The following is a 21,432-nucleotide window of genomic DNA, read 5'->3' as shown; positions in this document are numbered from 1 at the left end:
CTATTTCTTAGCTGTTTTTTCTCTAAAAATCTGTTCTAAATTTTTACTTTTCAAAGTCAATTGAAGTGCACGTAATCCATTTTCTTGAGCAAAGTCAAATACTGATGGACGCTTGTCTTCTTCAGTTTCAAAAGTTAATTCCCAAACTTTATCGTGTGTATTCTTGAATGATTTTAAATCTGATAATTTTGAAAATAAAGCTTCGTTAATTTCTTTATCAAATTCTACTTCAATAATTTGTTCAACAATATCTGAAACCAATTTATCAAGTTTTTTATCAGTAACAATTTTTCCATTATTGATGATGATAACTCTGTCGCAAATCGCTTCTACTTCTTGCATAATATGTGTAGAAAGAAAAACGGTTTTATTTTTACCAACGTTTTTAATCACATTTCTAATCTCAACCAACTGATTTGGATCTAAACCAGTAGTTGGCTCGTCCAAAATCAAAACATCAGGATTATGTAATAAAGCGGTTGCCAAACCAACACGTTGACGATAACCTTTAGATAATTGTCCGATTTTTTTATGGCTTTCAGAAGATAAACCAGTCAATTGGATTACTTCTTCAATTCTAGATTTTGCAACTTTATATACATCAGCATTAAATTCTAAATATTCACGAACATATAAATCCAAATACAACGGATTATGCTCAGGCAAGTAGCCAACCGATTGCTGCACAGCTTTCTGATTTTCGTTTACATCGTTTCCATTTACAGAAGCTTTTCCTTCATCAGAATTGATATAAGTCGTCAAAATTTTCATTAAAGTAGATTTTCCAGCACCATTCGGACCAAGAAAACCAACAATTTCTCCTTTTTTTACTGAAAACGAAACATTGTCTAATGCTTTTTGAGCACCATAACTTTTTGAAATATTTTGAACTTCTATTGACATAATTTGATATTTGAAGCAAATGTAATAAATACTAAAGGAAATCTAAAACCAATAAGGTTAATAACGTTTAAATTAAACTTTTATGATTTCACGAAAACGTTTCCGTAACTTTTTTAAATTTTTTGTCAAGGTTTAGGAAATTTTATTACTTTAGCAAAACAGAAAAACAAAAATGAACACAATTTTCGCAACATATTATAACAATTTTTCTTATTTCTTCTTTTGGAAGAGACAGGGATTGTTATTGTGTTATGTAAAAAAGTAATTTATATAGAAAACATAAATAGTAATCCCGATGCAAATCGGGATTTTTTTTTTACTCTGAATTTATTTCAGAGTCTCACATTCGAAATTTATAATGAAAGAAAAAATAGCCATACAAGGAATTAAAGGATCATTTCACCATCAAGTAGCTTTGGAGTATTTTCAAGAAAATGTTGCTATTGACGAATGTTTGTCATTTGAAGCACTTGCTGATAGTTTGTTAAAAAACCATTCACAATTAGCTGTAATGGCAATTGAAAATTCTATTGCAGGTTCGATTATTCCAAATTATGCTTTAATTGATAAGAATAATTTCCACATTATTGGAGAATATTATTTAGATATTATTCAGAATTTAATGGTTTTAAACGGACAAAATTTAGAAGAAATTCAAGAAGTTCATTCTCATCCAATGGCATTGTTACAATGTATGGATTTCTTAAAAAAACATCCAAATATCAAATTAGTAGAAGATAAAGATACTGCCGAAACAGCAAGAAGAATTCATCAAAATCAATTAAAAAATATTGCTGCAATAGGAAGTAAAGTCGCAGCAGAATTATACGATTTAAACATAATCGCACCAGAAATTCAAACAGTTAACAACAATATGACTCGTTTTTTTATCATTAGTAAAGAAAAAAGTCAAGTAAATAAAGAAGAAATCAATAAAGCATCCATAAAGTTTGAGTTAGACGACACACCAGGAAGTTTGGCAACAGTTTTAAATGTAATGACGAATTGCAAATTAAATCTAACCAAAATCCAATCGATGCCCATAATTGAAACACCTTTTCAATATTCATTCTTTGTAGATGTAGTTTTTGAAAAGTACAAACACTATGAAAAAGCGGTTAAAGTTTTAGAAATAATGACCAATCATTTCAAGGTTTTAGGAGAATACAGGAACAAAAAGCAATAACAAAAATCAAATTCAATGGCAATTTCAAAATTCAATAACAATTTCAAAATTCAATCTGTGAAAATCTGTATAATCCGTTAAATCTGTGGCTAAAATAAAATGATTACAACAGCAAAAAGACTAGAAACCGTTCAAGAATACTACTTCTCAAGAAAATTGAAAGAAGTACGACAACTAATGTCTGAAGGAAAACCAATCATCAATATGGGAATTGGAAGTCCAGATTTGGCACCACATTCATCAGTTATCGAAGCCATTCAAAAGGCAATGTTTGATGAAAAAGCACATGAATATCAAAGCTATCAAGGTTTACCTGAATTACGTCAAGGTTTTGCTGATTTTTATAAAAATAATTTTAATGTAGAATTAAATTCAAATACAGAAATTCTACCATTAATGGGTTCGAAAGAAGGAATCATGCATATTTCATTAGCTTTTTTAAACGAAGGCGATGAGGTTTTAATTCCGAATCCGGGCTATCCAACTTATGCTTCTGTCACTGAGTTGGTTCAGGCAAAAGCAGTTTATTACGATTTAAAAGCAGTCAACAATTGGCAACCAGATTTTGAAACATTAGAGAAAACCGATTTATCAAAAGTGAAATTGATGTGGGTTTCGTATCCACACATGCCAACAGGAGCCAATGCAACTTTAGAATTGTATCAAAAATTAATTGATTTTGGAAAAAAGCATAACATTTTAATTGTAAATGACAATCCATACAGCTTTGTTTTAAATGACAATCCGTTGTCAATTTTCCAAATTGAAGATTCTAAAGATATTGCTTTAGAATTGAATTCATTGAGCAAAACATTTAATATGGCAGGTTGGCGTGTCGGAATGGTTTTAGGAAATTCAAATTTAATCGATGCCATCCTAAAAGTAAAAAGCAACATGGATTCGGGAATGTTTTATGGAATCCAAAAAGGAGCAATTGCCGCATTAAAATTAGGAAAAGATTGGTTTGAAAGTCAGAATGAAATTTACACTAAAAGAAGAAATTTGATTTTTGAATTAGCAGAGAAAATGAACTGTACTTTCGATAAAATCGCTGTAGGAATGTTCGTTTGGGCAAAATTACCAGCTGGAATTCAATCGGAAGAATTCATAGATAATTTATTATGCGAAAAGCATATTTTTCTAACACCAGGAACCATTTTTGGCAGTAACGGTGAAGGATATATTCGATTTTCATTGTGTGTAAAAGAAGAAAATATCGTTGAAGCAATAAAAAGATTTTAGTTATGAAAATATACATAATCGGAACTGGATTAATCGGCGGTTCAATGGCATTGGACATCAAATCTATTTATGATGATGCCACGATTTTCGGAATTGATGCCAACGAAAAACATCTTGAAGAAGCAATAAATCTGGGAATTATTGACCAAAAAGCAACTGAAAATGATTTAATTAACGCAGATTTAGTAATCGTTGCTGTGCCAGTTGATGTTGCTTTAGTAATTTTGCCAGAGATTTTGAATAAAATTGGAGAACAATCCTTGGTTTTTGATGTTGGTTCAACCAAAAATCCAATTTGTGAAGCAATTGAAAATCATCCAAAAAGAAGAAATTTCATGGCTTGTCATCCAATTGCAGGAACAGAATTTTCAGGACCAAAAGCAGCAATTAAAGGTTTGTATGAAGGCAAAACAAACATCATTTGTGAAGTAGAAAAAACAACCTTCAAATTGCAGGAAAAAGCAATGGATTTGTTCAAAAAACTCGGAATGCGCATTCGATATATGGATCCAAAATCGCATGATAAACATATCGCTTATGTTTCACATTTGTCGCATATAAGTTCTTTCATGCTAGGAAAAACTGTTATTGAAAAAGAAAAAGATGAACAAGATATTTTTGACATGGCAGGTTCCGGATTTGAAAGTACTGTAAGATTAGCCAAAAGTTCACCAGCAATGTGGACGCCAATTTTTAAACAAAACAAAAAACAAGTGATAAAATCGTTAGAAGAATACATTCAGAATTTATCTAATTTCAAGAAATTGTTAGAAGATGATAATTACGAAGAAGTTTATAACGAAATGCAAAACACGAATAGAATTAAAGAAATTTTAAAATAAATAGTTGTGAGTTGTCTGTTTTCGGTTTCATAACTGACAACAAACAACTGACAACCGACAACAAAAGAAAATGGAAAACAACAAAGAAATGAGAACGTGGTTAAATAATTTCAATTTACCACATCCACTAGTAATCGCTGGGCCTTGTAGCGCTGAAACCGAAGAACAAGTTTTGAAAATTGCACGTGAATTGAAGGATTCCAAAGTTTCAGTTTATAGAGCTGGAATTTGGAAACCAAGAACGCGTCCTGGTGGATTTGAAGGTGTGGGTGAAATCGGACTAAAATGGTTACAAAAAGCAAAAGCAGAAACAGGTTTATTAATGGCTACCGAAGTAGCAACTGCTGCTCACGTAAAATTGGCGTTAGAACATGATATTGATGTATTATGGATTGGCGCACGTACAACAGTAAATCCTTTTGCTGTTCAAGAAATTGCTGATGCTTTGCAAAATACTGATAAAATAGTATTGGTAAAAAATCCTGTAAATCCTGATTTGGCTTTGTGGATTGGTGGTGTGGAACGTTTGTACAATGCCAATATCAAGAATCTTGGAGTGATTCACAGAGGATTTTCTACTTATGAAAAAACAAAATATCGTAACAATCCTGAATGGCAAATTGCTATTGATTTTCAGAATAAATTTCCAGATATACCATTGATTATTGATCCTTCACATATTACTGGAAATCGCGACATGATTTTTCAAGTTACGCAAGAAGCATTGGATTTGAATTATGACGGAATGATAATTGAAACGCATATTGATCCTGATAACGCATGGAGTGATGCTGCACAACAAGTAACACCAACACGTTTGAAACAGATAATTTTTGATTTAACCATAAGAAAAGAAACTGATGATGCCGATGATTATCAAACTAGATTAGCAAAATTGAGAAGTAAAATAGATGAATTTGATGCTAAATTATTAGATGTTATCGGAAAAAGAATGAAAGTTTCTGAAGATATTGGAGCTCTAAAAAAAGAGAAAAACGTAGCTGTTTTACAAAACAAACGTTGGAACGAAATTCTAGAAAAAATGGTAAATGACGGAAGTCAAAAAGGATTGAGCGAAGAATTTATCATTCAATTTTTCAAAGCAATTCATCAAGAGAGTATAACGCATCAAGAGAAAATATTTAATTCTGAAAATAAATAAAAGTAAATTTTTAAAACCTACAATTTTGTAGGTTTTTTTGTATCATTGCCGGATATAATAACCTCTAAATTATTAAAAAATGAAGATTAACTTTCTGAAAGTTGTCTTTTTTGTATTGTGTAGCTTAAACGTCATAGTTGCTCAAAACAAAATTGACAAAATCAACCTTACTTATGGTGAGGAAATTACTGATGACAAAGGAAAAATTGTCAAAATCATAGGAGAAGCAAATAGTAAAATTTACACATTAGTGCTCAAAGGAAAATCAGATTATTTCTTAAAAATATTTGATTCAAAAGCCATGAAGCAAATAGCTAACAATCAGATAGTTCTTCCTGAAATTAAAGAAAAAGATGTAGAGTTTGAAGAAGCTGTTTTGATAAATGATAAACTATACTTTATTGGAAGCGTATATCATCGTAAGGAAAAAAAGTTTACTTTAATTGGTGTTCCTGTAACAGATAAAGGTGTTTTGAGCGATAACTTTATAACGCTTTTTGAATCTCAAGTTGCAAATAAATCAGATCGAGGCGGTTTTTATTTTAGAAGTTCTCCAGATAACAAGATGTTACTAGTAATGCATACTTCATTGTTTGAAAAAGAAGATGCTATGAAATATGAAATTAAGTTTTTTGATGAAATGTTAACATCTACTTTTTTTACAGAAAGTAAAGTGTCTTATGATGATAATAAAAAAGATTATCAATTTACTATTTCAGATTTTGATGTAAATTATAAAGATGATATTTTTTTAGTTGTAAATGAAGGATATAGAGATAAAAAGAACAAAGAAAAAGTTGAGAAATTTGAAGTTCATATATTTAAAAAAGACAACGGATACAAGAAAAATGTTGTTACAATTGATTTAAAAGACAAAGAAATTATCAATTGTAAAATGCTAGCAACCAACAAAAATACGCTTAAATTGACTGGGTTTTATTCAAGCGTAAGAGAAAATGGTAAAGCAAATAAGGAATTAAAAGGTGTTTATAATGCAACTATTAATTTGGCAAATGATGCTACAGAAAGTATAAAGTTTAATGAATTTGATTATGCAACCAAAGTTAAATTATTAGGAGAAAGAAGAGCTAAAAAAGGAAAAGATGTAAAACCTCTTTATAATATCCACACTATAATTGAGAAGAATGATGGAGGTTTAATAGTGATTTCTGAGTATCAAATGATTTATGTTGGACAAAAACAAGGAATCGGTCCGCTTGGAATTCAGCCTATAACATACACTATGAACGAAATGATTGTAACTTCTTTAAAAGCAGATGGAACTTTAGAATGGAGTAACGTTGTTGCTAAAGAACAATCGGCAACTGTAACTGTTGCTTCTTTCAATCTTTTTGGAGTTGGTGGAAGTGGAAGTTTTAATGTTGCAGTTGGTCTTTCAATTCCATTGGCAGTAATGGGTAAAGGTCCAGAATATTTGAGTGCTATTCCTATTTATAGAAATGGTCAGTTGAACATACTTTTTAATGATAATGTTAAAAATAAGGGAATTACCGATATTGAAGAAATTAAAGCTTTAGGGAATTACAACAATGCTGTTCCAACATTATTTGTTTTTGACGACAAAGGAAATATCTCAAGAAAAGATCCTGAAGAAGTTATAAAAAATGAACTAGTACTTCGACCAGGAGTTTACAATAGAAAAACTGAAAACGAGTATATAATTTATGCATCAAGAAAATCTGTCGATAAAATTGGTAGAATGATCTTGTTAGATTAATTAAATCTATTTTATAAAACACAAAGACTGTTTGCAATTGTAAACAGTCTTTTTTTGTACAATAAAATTACATTCTCCAATCAAAAATAATATCTTTGCTCAATGACAGGACTAGTTTATAAATCTACAGGAAGTTGGTACACCGTTAAATCTTTACAAGGAGATTTTATGGAATGTCGTATAAAAGGTAAATTCCGAATAAAAGGTATTAAAAGTACTAATCCTATTGCGGTTGGCGATATTGTAGATTATGAACTTGATGAATCTTCAGACACTACAACAGGAGTTATAAATAACATTCATGATAGAAAAAATTATATCGTTAGGAAGTCAGTCAATTTGTCGCATCAAATGCACATTATTGCTTCTAATTTAGATTATGTTTTTCTGTTAATTACCATTAATAATCCGCCAACAACTTTCAATTTTATTGATAGATTTTTAGTTACAGCCGAAGCTTATGGTATTGAAACCATTTTAGTTTTTAATAAAATTGATACTTTAGACGAAACAACATTAGATGAACAATTATACATGCAACATGTTTATCAACAAATTGGATATAAATGTTTGCGGGTTTCTGCTAAAGAAAGTAAAGGTATTGAGGAACTAAAAGAACTAATGATTGGAAAAACTACAATGTTTTCTGGACATTCAGGAGTAGGTAAATCAACACTAGTAAATGCATTAGAGCCAAGTTTACACTTAAAAACAAAAACTATTTCTGAACAAAGTATGCAAGGTCAACATACAACAACTTTTGCAGAAATGTATGATTTATCTTTTGGAGCAAAAATAATTGATACACCAGGAATCAAAGGTTTCGGAATTGTTGATATGGAAAAAGAGGAAATAAGCGGTTATTTTCCTGAATTTTTCAAACTAAAAGATCAATGCAAATTCAATAATTGTTTGCACAAAGAAGAGCCAAAATGTGCCATCAAGGATGCATTAGAAAAAGATGAAATCTCTTGGACACGCTACAATAGCTATCTAAAAATATTAGAAGGTGATGACGAAAATTACCGAACCGATATATACAATGAAGATAGAATTGCAAGTGATGAAACTAGAAACAAGTAAGCAGTTTTCAGTCGCAGTTTTCAGAAATTTCAAAAATCTAAATTCGTTAATCTTCAATCGTTAATAATAATGAAAGCAGTAATCCAAAGAGTTTCCCATTCTTCAGTAACAATCGATAACAAAATTGTAGCCGAAATCCAAAAAGGATTATTGATTCTAATCGGAATTGAAGAAGCAGATTCAAGCGAAGATATCGAATGGCTAATTTCAAAAATTGCTAATCTTCGTATTTTTGGAGATGAGAATGATGTAATGAATTTATCGCTAAAAGATATCGATGGTGATGTAATTATTGTGAGTCAATTTACTCTTCATGCCTTAACCAAAAAAGGAAATCGTCCATCATACATAAAAGCAGCAAAACCCGAAATTGCTATTCCAATTTACGAAAATTTCATAGCTCAAATGGAACTAGAAATTGGAAAAAAAGTACAGACTGGACAGTTTGGTGCGGATATGAAAGTTTCATTAATAAATGATGGACCAGTGACAATAATTATTGATACAAAAAATAAAGAGTAATATGAACCTAAAAAACTCCCAACTAGAAGTCGACAACTGGATAAAAAACCATGGAGTTCGCTATTTTAATGAACTAACTAATATGGCACAACTTACCGAAGAAGTAGGTGAAGTGGCACGAATTATTGCACGTCGCTACGGAGAACAATCCGAAAAGGAAAGTGATAAAAACAAAGACTTAGGCGAAGAACTTGCAGATGTGGTTTTCGTAGTCTTATGTCTTGCCAACCAAACAGGAATTGACCTTCAAGCTGCTTTTGATAAAAAAATGGATTTGAAAACCAATCGCGACCACGATAGACATCATAATAATGAGAAACTGAAATAATTGTGAATGGTAAATGGTGAATTGTAAATTATGAGTGAAAATGTAATTAAAACCAAATCATTTAGCTTTGCTTTACGTATTGTTAAACTTTATCAGTTTTTATGTTCTGACAAAAAAGAATACGTTTTGAGTAAGCAATTATTAAGAAGCGGAACAGCAATAGGTGCTTTGGTTAGAGAATCAGAACAAGCAGAAAGCAAATTAGATTTTATACATAAATTAGCAATAGCTCAAAAAGAGGCTAATGAATCTGATTATTGGTTAGAATTATTATATCAATCAGAATATTTAAATGAAACTCAATTCCAATCATTGAAATCAGACATTGTTGAAATTAATAAAATTTTAGCATCAATTATTATTACTACTAAACAAAAAATAGGAAAAAAATGAACCTATTGTTAAATTCACAATTCACAATTCACAATTCACAATTAAAGTTAACAGGTTCCAAATCGGAAACCAACAGGTTATTATTGTTGCAAGCTTTGTATCCAAATATTTCATTACAAAACACCTCAAATTCAGATGATTCTGAAGTAATGTTGAAAGCACTTCTATCAAATTCGCAACTAATTGATGTGCATCACGCTGGAACAGCCATGCGATTTCTTACAGCTTTTTTTGCTACTCAAGAAGGAAAAGAAGTTGTGCTAACTGGTTCTTTTAGAATGAAAGAACGTCCAATTAAGATTTTGGTTGAAGCACTTAAACAACTTGGAGCAGAAATAACTTATGAAGAGAATGAGGGATTTCCTCCAATAAAAATTCAAGGAAAAAAATTAACGAAAAGTAAAGTTTCACTTCCAGCAAATGTTAGTAGTCAATACATATCAGCATTATTACTAATCGCACCAAAACTAGAAAACGGATTAGAATTGACCTTAGAAGGAGAAATTACATCTATTCCATATATCAAAATGACTTTAGCATTACTAAATGAAATTGATGTAGAAACATCTTTTATTGAAAATGTAATTTCAGTCAAACCTACAACCTACAACCTACAACCTACAACACTAATAATAGAATCCGATTGGTCATCAGCGTCTTATTGGTATTCTATTGTCGCACTTTCAGAAATTGGAACACAAATCATACTTTCAAGTTACAAACAAAATAGTCTTCAAGGCGATTCAGCATTAGTAGAAATCTATAAAAACTTTGGAGTGGAAACGATTTTTAATAATGATAATTCCATAACTATTTCAAAAGATAAAAACCCGAAACTTGCAATCTTTAACTCGCAACTAAACAACTCTCCAGATATCGCGCAAACCATTGCAGTAACTTGTTTTGGATTAGGAATAGGATGTTATTTAACAGGCTTGCACACACTAAAAATTAAAGAAACCGATAGATTAGAAGCGTTAAAAACAGAACTTTCTAAGTTAGGAGCAAACATTTCTGTGACAGATGATTCTCTAACAATCCAACAATCTAATACTCTAAATTCTAATATAACAATTGCAACCTATCAAGATCATAGAATGGCAATGGCATTTGCACCTTTAGCACTAAAAACGTCATTAATTATTCAAGATGCAGAAGTAGTTTCTAAATCGTATCCAACTTTTTGGGACGATTTGAAAAGCATTGGTTTTCAATTAGAAGAAGTGTAATTAACGTTTTACAATTTGAATTCGTTCCATAATTAAACTACTTTTTTCTGAAGAAATTGGAATAGAATTGCCGTTTTTCATATCCAACCAGCCACCATCCGATTTATTGAACGAAATAACTTCATCAAAATTGACAATGTAAGATTTATGAGTTCTTAAAAAACGCTTGTCTTTTAATAAAATTTCTTCAAAATTTTTCAGGTTGCGACTTACCATATGTTTGCTTTTATCTTGCATATAAATCTCAGAATAAGAACCTTCACCTTTGATATAAACAATGTCTGAAATTTTTATAAGTATTAAGGTATTTCCTGATGGAACAGCAATTTTTTCAAAGAATTCATTTTGAATATTTTCTGCTAATGCTTTAAATTGAAGTGATTTTTGACGTTCCATTCTTGAAATAGCATTTATTAATTCTTCAGGAATGATTGGTTTTAAAAGATAATCTAAAGCTGATAGTTTAAATGCTTGTATAGCATATTCATTGTAAGCAGTTGTAAAAATTATTGAAAAATTGATTTCTTTTTCATCAAAAAAATCAACCAATTCCAATCCACTATGACCAGGCATTTCAATATCAAGAAGTACTAAATCTGGATTGAATTTGCGTATAGCTTTTACTCCTTCAGGTAAATTTTCGCATTCAGCCACAAGTTCAACTTCGGGACAGTATTCTTGTAAAAGTAGTGAAAGCGACACACGAGCTCTTTTTTCATCATCAATTATAATAGCCTTCATAATATATTAATTTATTGGAATTTCAATAACAACTGTTGTTCCTTGTGATTGTTGACTTTGGTTCATTTTATCAATGAAATCAATTGATATTTTGTTTTTATTATTCTTGTTTAATAGGTCAATTCTGTTTTGCAAGGCGTTTGTTGCAAACGAATTATGATTTTTATTCTTTATGGCATTTAATTCAGCACTTTTTTGTCTTCCAATACCATTGTCGTCAATTTCTATTCTTATTTTATTACCATTTTTAGAAAAAACAATTACTAATTTTTTCAAACCATTTTTGTGAAGTAATCCGTGTTTAACAGCATTTTCTATATAAGGTTGCAACAACATAGAAGGAATTTTGTGCTCTAAATCGGAAATGTTTTCGGTATTAATTTCGTATTCAAAATCCTTATCAAATCTTGCTTTTTCAATATCTAGATACAAACTCATAGTAGTAATTTCTTCATTTATAGAAATATATTCTTTTTCAGTCATTTCTAAAATATTTCTAGTAAGAGAAGAAAACTTAGACAAATAATTAACCGCTTGCTTTTTATCATTTGCTAAAATATAGGATTGAATCGTGTTTAAAGCATTGTAAAAGAAATGCGGATTCATTTGCGATTTAATAGCTTTTAATGTCGACAAGTTAAGGTTTTTTTCTAGCTCGTTTTTTTGTAATAAGATTTCATTTTGTTTCTCAATTTTTCTAATTTGATACTTGTAAAATATATAGAAAAGCAATAGCAATACAAGACTTGAAATAAAAATAAAGAAATAACTCAACCAAAAGGGTTTTTTAATTTCAAACTTTATTTGCTGAAAATCAATTTTTTGGTTGTTGTAATTTAAAGCTAATAGAATTGTATAATTTCCTGATGATAAAGCAGAAAGTTTTAAGTTTTTGGTAGCTGCATCAAGAATTTTCCAATCAGAATCATTTATTTTGTAGGATACAGAATAACTTTCGTTAGGAATAAATGAAAGTGTTGAAAAGTTAATACTAATATCATTTTCATCGGGTTGCAATAATAAAAATTTATTAAGTTCTCTTTGCTTTCCATTAACTTGAATTTCGTTTATGAATAGTTTTGGTTTTGGATAATTGCCAATTTCTTTTCTGTTTTTAATTACAATTCCTTTAGAAGTAGCAAAAAAAAGTTTGTTGTTTTTTAAAATTACATCTGTGGCTTCAATGTCACTACTTAAAGACAAAACTTTTTGAACTTCACTCGAAATAAAATTAAATTCATAAACGCTATGAGAAGTAAATAAATAGCAATATTGATTACAAATAAAAAATTTATTGAAATTCTCGTTAGATAAAAAATAGGGTAATTTTAATGGTGAAACTTCATTAGATGAATTTATAACATACATTTTTTCAGAAGTTGAAAGCCCATATAGTTGGTCTTTATATTTTTGAATTTTAATTAAATGTAATGTTTTGTTTTTGTATTTTATTTCTTCGTTTTTTCCATCATTTGTAACAGCTATTAATCCGTTATTTGTAGCGTAATAAATTGTTTTATTTGCAGCATTATACTCTGTTGATTTTCCATTTACTCTTTTTATTAACATGGATTGTCCAAAGCCAGAAAACTCCTTAGATTTATTTTTATTAAAAATAATGTCCCAATCACTTTTTAAATTTTCATCAACAAAAAAGAGTCCAGAAATTCCGCTAGCTGCAAATGAAAAATATTTATGATCTACTTTTTTAACATCTTTAATAGCAACAGCATAATCACTTATTATTTTGTTATTCTTTAAAATGTTGAATTTAAAAGAAGTAAAAAAAAGATTATTAGTTATGGTGTCAGCAAAAATTTGACCTGTAGCATGATTGTTTTCCGTTTCAAAAATTTTTTCTGTTACAAGTTTTTTGAAATTCAATTTGTAAACTAAATCTTTCTCTGCTCCAATATAAATTTCGTTTTTACCAAGAGATAATGTTAACGGTCTTGGTTGTATGTCAATGTAATTATTTTCGAAATCTTCAATAAATAAAACTCCTTTATTTAATGTTGAAATCCAATAATTTTTGTGATTATCTCTAAAAAGGTAAGAGATATTTTGGTCTGCAAAATAGGTGATAGTTTCTTTAGAGTCTAAATCATTTTTGATAATTCCATTGGTAGTGCAAATCCAAATAGTGTTATTTATAATGGAAGTATTTTGATTAAAATTTGTAGTAGTATTGAGAGCGTTTCTTGTAAATTCACCATCCTTAAAACTATAATAAATATTGTTTGATTTTGAATTTATAATTAATTTATGGTCCCAATAGTTCATAATTGAACCATTAATTTCGTCATAAAATGCATCAGGTAATATATGTTTAGTGTACTTTTTTGAATCACTAAATTCATATAAATTGGCTCCTAAAACATAAAATTTTTCGGGTGTTGCGTATGAAAAACTAATCTCTTTATCAGAAATATCAATTTTAGATTTTACTTTAAGTGTTTTCAAATCATAAACTAAAACCATGTTAGGTTGTAACAAAAACAATTCATCTTTGATTATTCCAAATCTAAAGTATCCTAGAGAAGTTGGCTGTTTCAATGATTTCAGCACATTTTTTTCAACATAATATAAATAGCCATCAAAATTGGAATACCAAATTCTACCAAAACCATCTTCTGCTAGACAAGAACCTGATTTAGAAGTTTGTTCATCAGAAGTAAATGTTTTAAATGTAGAACCATCATAACGACAAATTCCTTTCCCAGTTGCAAACCACATAAATCCTTTACTATCTTGAAAAATATCGTAAACACTATTAGAAGGTAAACCAGAAGTTTTATCAATAGAAACATAAAACGGATTTTGACAAAAGCCAAAAAGCGAGAAAAAGAAAATTAATACTATGTAAATGTGTTTCAACTTCTATTGAATTTAAACAAATGTAATAAATACGAAACTAAATTTAAAGATGAGTTTACCAAACCTTGTTTTTGATTTACGAAGAAAGATGTGGTTAACTGAAAAGCTTATTTGGTAAACTGCTTCATTTTAAGATAGATAATCAAAATACTTTTGACCAAACTTTATAAAACAACTTATTATGAAAACAAAATTACTACTATTGTTATTATTCGCCTTCTCTTTTGGAAATGCCCAAATAAATTTTTCTGAAGGATTTGAATCGGGTACATTTCCTTCTGGCTGGATGAATAATAATTTTTCTATAAACAACACAAGTTCTTGTTCGGGAACTTACGGTTGTACCTTTACCACATTTGGAGCAGGCTCTGGAGCAGAAGTTTCATCTCCAACTTACGTTTCAAATGGCGGTTCAATTTCAGTTTCATGTGATTATAAAAGAAACAGCAGTGCTGGAAGTGGTATTCTATATCTTCAATATTATAATTTCACTACAAGTTCATGGGTGAATATTTCAGTAGTTTCAACCGATTCAACGATTTGTACTACTGTTACAGGTACGATTCCAGCAGGTACAATTCCAGCAGGGAATAATGTAGCGTTTAAAGTTTACTTGTATTCATCCAGTAACAATGCTATGATTTTTAAAATGGATAATTTTACTGCAATAGAAAATGTTCCACAGAGCATTGCTCAATATAATTTTGATAATAGTTACACTAATATTAGTGGGAATGCACCTTTTTCAAGTTCAGGCGGAACTACTTTTGATGTTGACCGTCACGGAAATGCAAATGGAGCATTAGTGCTTTTCAATACAGGTTCAACTGCTACTATACCAAATTTACCTTATGGATCAAGTAGTAGGTCAATATCAGTTTGGGCTAAGACATTTACTTTAAATACTACAATAAATTATGTATTTCATTATGGAAATGCTGCCAATGGAAATGGATGTGCCTTTAGACCAAGTTCCAATCTTTATTTCGCTAACGGAAGTGCAAGTATTCAACCTAGTGCGACTAGTGTAAATGCAACTTGGTATCATTTTGTATGTACTTATGACGGAATCACTGCAAAAATATACCGAAATGGGACTTTGCTTTCATCAGCACCTTTAACTTTTAACACAGCAAATAATACTAATATATTTAAACTTGGGTTATCTGAAGATGGTTTTACAGGTTATTTTAATGGCGCCATCGACGATTTGAAAATTTATAATTACGCATTATCTCAAGCAGACATAACTAGCTTATATAACAACAATTCTTTGAGTTTTGAAAACTTTAATTCAAACAATTTAGAAGTTTCACTTTATCCAAATCCAGCTAATGATATTTTAAATATCGAAACAACTTTAGAATTAAAATCTATTGAAGTTTTCAATATTCAAGGACAAAAAGTTTTGGAATCAAATCAAAAGCAAATCAATGTTTCAAATTTGTCAAATGGTATGTATATGGTTAAAATTCAAGATTTAGAAAATAATTTAATAACTAAAAAAGTAATCATTAATTAAAAGTATCATGAAAAAAATAATTTTTATCTCAATCATAGCATTAACATTAATTTCATTTAATACTTCTTCTAATGCTATTTCAAAAATAGAGAAGTTAGAATTGGTTTCAGAAAAATTTGATATCAAAATAAAAAATGACACCGATAACGAAGTTAAAGTTATCAATGCAGGAAGTGGCGGCAGTTATTCCTTAACCAAAGGAGCAACAACAACAATCAAAATGGAAGAAGGTGACAAACTTCACTATTATGAAAAAGGAAAAAAAGGAGCATTAATTCTAACAGCTTCAAAAGATATGCATGGAAAAGTTCAACTATTAAGTAAGATTTAAAGATAAGTAGTTTTTTTGTTTTTTTTCTTGGCGTTGTCAAGTAAAATGGGAGATTTATAAAATAAACCCCTTTTTACTTGACAACGCCTATTTCACAATCGTATATTTGCACTCGATTTAATTTTTATGATTTCAACATCTAAAATTTAATATCTAATATCTAAAATTTAATTATGAAATTATCTCATTTTCAATTCAATTTACCAGTAGAATTACTTGCTGAATATCCAGCAGAAAACCGTGACGAATCTCGTTTAATGGTTATCGACAGAAAAAAAGGAACTATCGAACATAAAATGTTCAAAGACGTTATCGATTATTTCGGTGATGGTGATGTAATGATTCTTAACAACACCAAAGTTTTTCCTGCACGTATGTATGGAAACAAAGAAAAAACAGGTGCAAGAATCGAAGTTTTCTTGTTAAGAGAACTAAATGCAGAGCAACGCCTTTGGGATGTTTTAGTTGATCCTGCTCGTAAAATCAGAATTGGAAACAAATTATATTTTGGAGATGACGATTCATTAGTAGCTGAAGTTATCGACAACACCACTTCTCGTGGAAGAACTTTACGTTTCCTTTACGATGGTTCTTACGAAGAATTCAGAAATAAATTAACAGAACTTGGAGAAACTCCAATCCCAAAATACATCAATCGTGAAGTAACAGAAGAAGATGCAGAACGTTACCAAACCATCTATGCAAAAGAAGAAGGTGCAGTAGCAGCTCCAACTGCTGGTTTACACTTCTCAAAACACCTTTTAAAAAGATTAGAAATCAAAGGAGTTGACTTTGCAGAAGTTACACTTCACGTAGGTTTAGGAACTTTCAATCCAGTTGAGGTTGAAGATTTATCTAAACATAAAATGGATTCAGAAGAATTGAAAATAAATCAATTAGCTTGTGATATTGTAAACAATGCAAAAGCTAAAAAGAAAAGAATCTGTTGTGTAGGAACAACTTCAATGCGTGCTATTGAAAGTTCAGTTTCATCACAAAGAACATTAAATCCGTTTGATGGTTGGACAAACAAATTCATTTTTCCACCATACGATTTCAGTATTGCAGATGCAATGATTACTAATTTCCATACACCAAAATCAACATTATTAATGATGATTTCAGCGTTCTGTGGACACGATTTAATGAAAAAAGCATACGAAGAAGCCATCAAAGAAGGATACAAATTCTATTCTTATGGCGACGCAATGTTGATAATATAATTTTGTCACACTGAGCGCAGTCGAAGTGCTCATTACCATAATAAATCTCATCAGTAATGGTGAGATTTTTTTTTTGGAGCGAATGGTTCGAGCATTCTTGCAATCCCTTTTCCTGCTGCAGAAACTCGCTTTTTTCTAATATTGCCTTAGGTTCTTGAAGGCAACATTAGAAAAAGAGCTCAAACAATTTCAGCATCAGGGCTAGTTGGCAATTGTCTTACACAAAATCAATTTTCAAAAGTCTTTTTTCTTTTCTCTATTCTCTTTTTTCTTTACATTTACACCACAAACAAATTTCACAATGACCTTTCAAAATACACTAGAATTCGCAAAACAATTAGATTCACAAGACGAATTAAAAAAATACAGACAAGAATTCATTTTTCCACAACATGATGGTAAAGACGTGATTTACTTCACAGGAAATTCACTTGGTTTACAACCAAAATCTGCTAAAACTTATGTCGATGAAGTAATGAACGATTGGGCAAATCTTGCTGTCGAAGGACATTTTTACGCCGAAAAACCTTGGTGGGATTATCAAGAGCGTTTTGCAGAACCATTAAGCAAAATTGTAGGAGCAAAACCTTCAGAAGTTTCGGTAATGAACACGTTAACTATCAATCTACATTTATTGATGGTGTCGTTTTATCGTCCAACCAAAACACGTTATAAAATCATTTGTGAAGAAAAAGCATTTCCGTCTGATCAATATATGTTTCAATCGCAAGTTAATCATCACGGATTTAAACCTGAAGATGCCATAGTTGAAATAAAAAGACGCGAAGGCGAACACAACATTCGTTTAGAAGATATTTTAGCCAAAATTGAAGAAGTTGGCGATGAGTTAGCTTTAGTGTTATTTGGAGGAGTAAACTATTACACAGGTCAAGTTTTTGACATGAAAACCATCACAGAAGCAGGACACAAAGTAGGAGCAAACGTAGGTTTCGACCTTGCGCACGCAGCCGGAAATATAAAATTAGAATTACACGATTGGAATGTAGATTTCGCTGCATGGTGTTCATATAAATATATGAATTCAGGACCCGGAAATGCGTCAGGCGTTTTTGTTCATGAAAAGCACCATCATTCTAACTTACCAAGATTCGCTGGTTGGTGGGGACACAACAAAGAAAGACGTTTCAAAATGGAACCAACTTTCGATCCAGTTCACGGCGCTGACGGATGGCAGGTTTCTAATTTACCAATTCTTTCTTTAGCACCATATTTAGCATCAGTAGAATTGTTTGCTGAAGTAGGAATGGAAAAACTAATCGCAAAAAGAAATCAAATCACAGCTTATTTAGAATTCATTCTTCACGAAATAGACAAAGAAGTTGATAGCACATTTGAAGTAATTACTCCATCAAATCAAGAAGAAAGAGCTTGTCAATTATCTGTTTTTCTTCATGGAGAAGGCAGAAGTTTGTTCGATTACTTAATGAGCAACGGTGTCATAACCGATTGGCGCGAACCAAACGTAATTCGTCTTGCTCCAGTTCCGTTATATACTTCGTATGAAGATATGTACAACTTTGGACAAAAATTAAAAGAAGGAATTTTATCACTTAAACAAGGAAAATAATGGGATTATTTGGTTTGAAATTTGATTCCTCTGACCAAACAGCAAGTAAAGTGATACTTGAGAATAATTATGACTTTATGTATGAAAATTTTATAATTTCAAGCCAAAGAACACTTTACTTATTATTGGAAAACAAAGATGGAATAATTGACGCTTTAAGTTTTGATTTTAAGATTTATAAATATGGTTATCCAAATGATGAAGTAGATTTACCATCAAAAATTTCTAATATAGCAAATTATGGTATGTCTGAAGTATTTAATTCAAAATGGATAAATGAATTAATGATAAATAATAGATCTCATTCGCAACACTCCGATAGTTTTTATTCAAATTATAAACATTATGTTATTAGATTTAAAGATGTAACATTAGAAGTTATTTCACAAAAATATGAAATTGTAAAAATGACAAAAGAGGAAATAAATAAAATAATTACTAATGAGATTTACTGCATAGAAAAGTAATTTAATATTCATTTTCAATAAAAAAAATCTCGCTACAATTGTAACGAGATTTCTTTTTTAATCTGTGAAATCCGTGGCAAAAAAATTATGCCAAAACCAAACTAGGAATTTCTATTTCACTCAATTCCAATTGATATTGTTTTATCTGATTCTGAATTTTAGTTCTTTCGTTTTTAAAGAATTCCGTTGTATCAAATAGGTTTTGATAATAGTTAATTCCTTCTAATAAATTATTCTTAAACGAATTCCATTTTTTAATTTGACCAGCCGAAAGTTCGTTGGTGTATTCAGAAATTTCATTTCGTAAATATTCAACATACATTCTTAACTCTTTTACAAATACATTCGGACGATTGGCGTCGGTCATAACATTCGCATTTCCATAAATATGTTTTACCATATCAGCCAAAGAAATTTCTCTGTCGAAATAAGCTAAATTTGGTCCAGGACAAATCACAATTCCTTGTTGTTGTCCTTTTATTTGAATGTCATTTTCTAAATAAGCTGCGTTTACTAATCCAACGCAAAGGCATGCTTTTTCAGTAATTTTATTTTTGATTTTCTCAAATTCTGTTGAAGTCATATTGTCTTTTATTACTTCCAATTCTTCCAATTTTATATCTTGGTATTTCTTCGAAGCCATACACAACCCTTTGTCGTCGTGCTCTTTACTTAAAGCTAAAAGTCGTTTTGGACAAGAACTTCCAGCATTATTTTCATCAATTCTTTTTTGTTTCCAATATTCATTTGAAGTTCCTCTAACCGAATTAAACGGAACGCCAAGAGGTGAAATATTGCTCAAATAAAAATCGTCTTCTTTTGCATTAGCCAATAAAGCTCTAGTTTCATTATCAAGCGAAGTTGCTTCTGGAACCAACAAAAATGGAGAACCCCAACCAATTGAATCTAAATTGTAATTCTCTAATAAAAATTCATGTTCTTCAGATGTTCCAACGCCACCTTGAGCCGTGATTTTTAATGCTAATGGTTTTTCCGGAACAGGCATTTCTTTTTGTCCTAAAGCTTTCACCAATAAATCATGAGCCGATTGCACCAATTGATCTTTCTTTTCTTTGAATTCTTCCAAAATTGGTCCCATCAAATAACCATCAGTAGCAAAAGCGTGTCCGCCACAATTCAAACCCGACTCGATTCTGTATTCTGAAACCCAAAGCCCTTTTTTAGCCAAGAAATTCCCTTGAATCATTGCCGAACGGAAATCACTTACTTTCAAAATGATTTTCTTTTTTAAATCTGAATTAAAATCTGGAAAAAAGTCTTTAAAATTTTCAAAATAGCTATACAATCTCGGATTCATTCCTGCAGAAAGCACCACAGATGAAGTCAAATTACTATTGGCAAATCCGCGAAGTGCTGCGTGTGCATCGTTGAATTCTACTGGCAATTGATTGTTTTTATCAAAATTATCTTTATCGACTTTGGTCATAATATTCACATCGATATCTCCAGGAGAAAGATGTTGTTCAAGATAACTTTTGATAGTTTCTTTTATAGTAATTCCGTCATCAATAAAACCTTGCAAACCTTTTTTCAAATCCGATTTGTTTGGTAACATGTCAATATAATTCTCCAATGAAGTTTTGCTTTCCGCTAGTTCATTTTTGAAATTTTCAAACTTTTCTTTTACGATAGTATCAACCAAATTCAAATAATGAGTAATTCTTTCAGCTCTATAATCGTTAAACTTTTGTGTAATTTCTTGATAAGGAACACTGAATTTTTCGCTATAAAAGGCTCTCATTTTTTCAATAACTTCATCATCTGTAATCGAAATCACCGACGATATTCCATACTGAGCCACACGAATCGGACTATCAATAGTGTATGCCAATCCCATAACCGGAATATGAAAAGTATGTGCATTTATTTTATTCATACCTATAATAATTATTAATAATTGTAATCGCCAAAGATGACTTTTTTAGCTTGTAAAAAAGATGACAATTATCATATGTATATTTTGATTTGATGAAAAAATAGTTTCAAAAAAATACTTTAAACACTAACTTTGCTGCTTTCAAACTTTGAAACTAT

The 21,432-nt window shown here is 30.3% G+C and carries 19 protein-coding genes; 15 read left to right on the top strand and 4 right to left on the bottom strand.

From position 1 onward, the window contains the following. Positions 1-903 (bottom strand): gliding motility-associated ABC transporter ATP-binding subunit GldA, encoded by a 903-nt coding sequence (gene gldA, locus ACYU7A_RS06900; RefSeq protein ID WP_460575242.1) that lies wholly within the window; start codon positions 901-903, stop codon positions 1-3. A gap of 358 nt (positions 904-1,261) precedes the next feature. On the opposite strand from gldA, the gene ACYU7A_RS06895 reads away from it, so the two are divergent. The 10 genes from ACYU7A_RS06895 to ACYU7A_RS06850 all read left to right on the top strand — a co-directional run bounded on the left by ACYU7A_RS06895 (position 1,262) and on the right by ACYU7A_RS06850 (position 10,628). Beyond that, positions 1,262-2,089: a prephenate dehydratase gene (locus tag ACYU7A_RS06895; RefSeq protein ID WP_460575240.1), complete on the top strand. Its 828-nt coding sequence runs from the start codon at positions 1,262-1,264 to the stop codon at positions 2,087-2,089. 99 nt (positions 2,090-2,188) lie between these two features. After that, positions 2,189-3,331: a pyridoxal phosphate-dependent aminotransferase gene (locus ACYU7A_RS06890; RefSeq protein ID WP_460575238.1), complete on the top strand. Its 1,143-nt coding sequence runs from the start codon at positions 2,189-2,191 to the stop codon at positions 3,329-3,331. Between the two features lie 2 nt (positions 3,332-3,333). Next, on the top strand, positions 3,334-4,173 hold the full coding sequence (locus ACYU7A_RS06885; protein WP_460575235.1) for a prephenate dehydrogenase: 840 nt from the start codon (positions 3,334-3,336) through the stop codon (positions 4,171-4,173). A 70-nt stretch (positions 4,174-4,243) separates the two neighbouring features. Next, positions 4,244-5,335, top strand: a complete 1,092-nt coding sequence (locus ACYU7A_RS06880; protein ID WP_460575233.1) for a chorismate mutase — start codon at positions 4,244-4,246, stop codon at positions 5,333-5,335. A 79-nt stretch (positions 5,336-5,414) separates the two neighbouring features. Continuing rightward, positions 5,415-7,073 (top strand): hypothetical protein, encoded by a 1,659-nt coding sequence (locus ACYU7A_RS06875; RefSeq protein WP_460575231.1) that lies wholly within the window; start codon positions 5,415-5,417, stop codon positions 7,071-7,073. Positions 7,074-7,175: 102 nt separating this feature from the next. Continuing rightward, on the top strand, positions 7,176-8,156 hold the full coding sequence (rsgA, locus tag ACYU7A_RS06870) for a ribosome small subunit-dependent GTPase A (protein ID WP_460575229.1): 981 nt from the start codon (positions 7,176-7,178) through the stop codon (positions 8,154-8,156). 69 nt (positions 8,157-8,225) lie between these two features. After that, entirely contained in the window at positions 8,226-8,678 is a 453-nt protein-coding gene (gene dtd, locus ACYU7A_RS06865; RefSeq protein WP_460575227.1) for a D-aminoacyl-tRNA deacylase, read from the top strand. Position 8,679: 1 nt separating this feature from the next. Then, complete coding sequence (locus ACYU7A_RS06860) at positions 8,680-9,006, top strand: nucleotide pyrophosphohydrolase (protein WP_288110994.1); 327 nt, start codon at positions 8,680-8,682, stop codon at positions 9,004-9,006. 30 nt (positions 9,007-9,036) lie between these two features. Next, the gene (locus ACYU7A_RS06855; protein WP_396145188.1) at positions 9,037-9,399 is read left to right on the top strand and encodes a four helix bundle protein; all 363 of its coding nucleotides are present in this window, start codon (positions 9,037-9,039) and stop codon (positions 9,397-9,399) included. After that, positions 9,396-10,628 (top strand): 3-phosphoshikimate 1-carboxyvinyltransferase, encoded by a 1,233-nt coding sequence (locus ACYU7A_RS06850; RefSeq protein ID WP_460575225.1) that lies wholly within the window; start codon positions 9,396-9,398, stop codon positions 10,626-10,628. The genes ACYU7A_RS06855 and ACYU7A_RS06850 overlap by 4 nt, the downstream gene beginning before the upstream one ends. On the opposite strand, the gene ACYU7A_RS06845 is transcribed toward ACYU7A_RS06850, so the two are convergent. Next, complete coding sequence (locus tag ACYU7A_RS06845) at positions 10,629-11,369, bottom strand: LytR/AlgR family response regulator transcription factor (RefSeq protein ID WP_460575223.1); 741 nt, start codon at positions 11,367-11,369, stop codon at positions 10,629-10,631. Positions 11,370-11,375: 6 nt separating this feature from the next. Next, the gene (locus ACYU7A_RS06840) at positions 11,376-14,246 is read right to left on the bottom strand and encodes a sensor histidine kinase (RefSeq protein ID WP_460575221.1); all 2,871 of its coding nucleotides are present in this window, start codon (positions 14,244-14,246) and stop codon (positions 11,376-11,378) included. 181 nt (positions 14,247-14,427) lie between these two features. Between ACYU7A_RS06840 and ACYU7A_RS06835 the strand changes: the two genes are divergently transcribed. The 5 genes from ACYU7A_RS06835 to ACYU7A_RS06815 all read left to right on the top strand — a co-directional run bounded on the left by ACYU7A_RS06835 (position 14,428) and on the right by ACYU7A_RS06815 (position 19,377). Beyond that, positions 14,428-15,768: a LamG-like jellyroll fold domain-containing protein gene (locus ACYU7A_RS06835; protein WP_460575219.1), complete on the top strand. Its 1,341-nt coding sequence runs from the start codon at positions 14,428-14,430 to the stop codon at positions 15,766-15,768. Positions 15,769-15,775: 7 nt separating this feature from the next. Further along, entirely contained in the window at positions 15,776-16,099 is a 324-nt protein-coding gene (locus ACYU7A_RS06830; protein ID WP_460575217.1) for a hypothetical protein, read from the top strand. A 173-nt stretch (positions 16,100-16,272) separates the two neighbouring features. Next, complete coding sequence (gene queA, locus ACYU7A_RS06825) at positions 16,273-17,322, top strand: tRNA preQ1(34) S-adenosylmethionine ribosyltransferase-isomerase QueA (protein ID WP_345090442.1); 1,050 nt, start codon at positions 16,273-16,275, stop codon at positions 17,320-17,322. Positions 17,323-17,623: 301 nt separating this feature from the next. Continuing rightward, positions 17,624-18,910 (top strand): kynureninase, encoded by a 1,287-nt coding sequence (gene kynU, locus ACYU7A_RS06820; RefSeq protein WP_460575214.1) that lies wholly within the window; start codon positions 17,624-17,626, stop codon positions 18,908-18,910. Continuing rightward, complete coding sequence (locus ACYU7A_RS06815; protein ID WP_460575212.1) at positions 18,910-19,377, top strand: hypothetical protein; 468 nt, start codon at positions 18,910-18,912, stop codon at positions 19,375-19,377. The genes kynU and ACYU7A_RS06815 overlap by 1 nt, the downstream gene beginning before the upstream one ends. Positions 19,378-19,462: 85 nt before the next feature. On the opposite strand, the gene ACYU7A_RS06810 is transcribed toward ACYU7A_RS06815, so the two are convergent. Then, positions 19,463-21,274: a hypothetical protein gene (locus ACYU7A_RS06810; protein WP_460575211.1), complete on the bottom strand. Its 1,812-nt coding sequence runs from the start codon at positions 21,272-21,274 to the stop codon at positions 19,463-19,465. Between the last annotated feature and the right edge of the window lie 158 nt (positions 21,275-21,432).

The sequence above is a fragment of the Flavobacterium koreense genome, from assembly GCF_054776075.1.
Note: the sequence above shows the minus strand (reverse complement) of the source record. Positions and strands in the feature narration are given on the sequence as shown.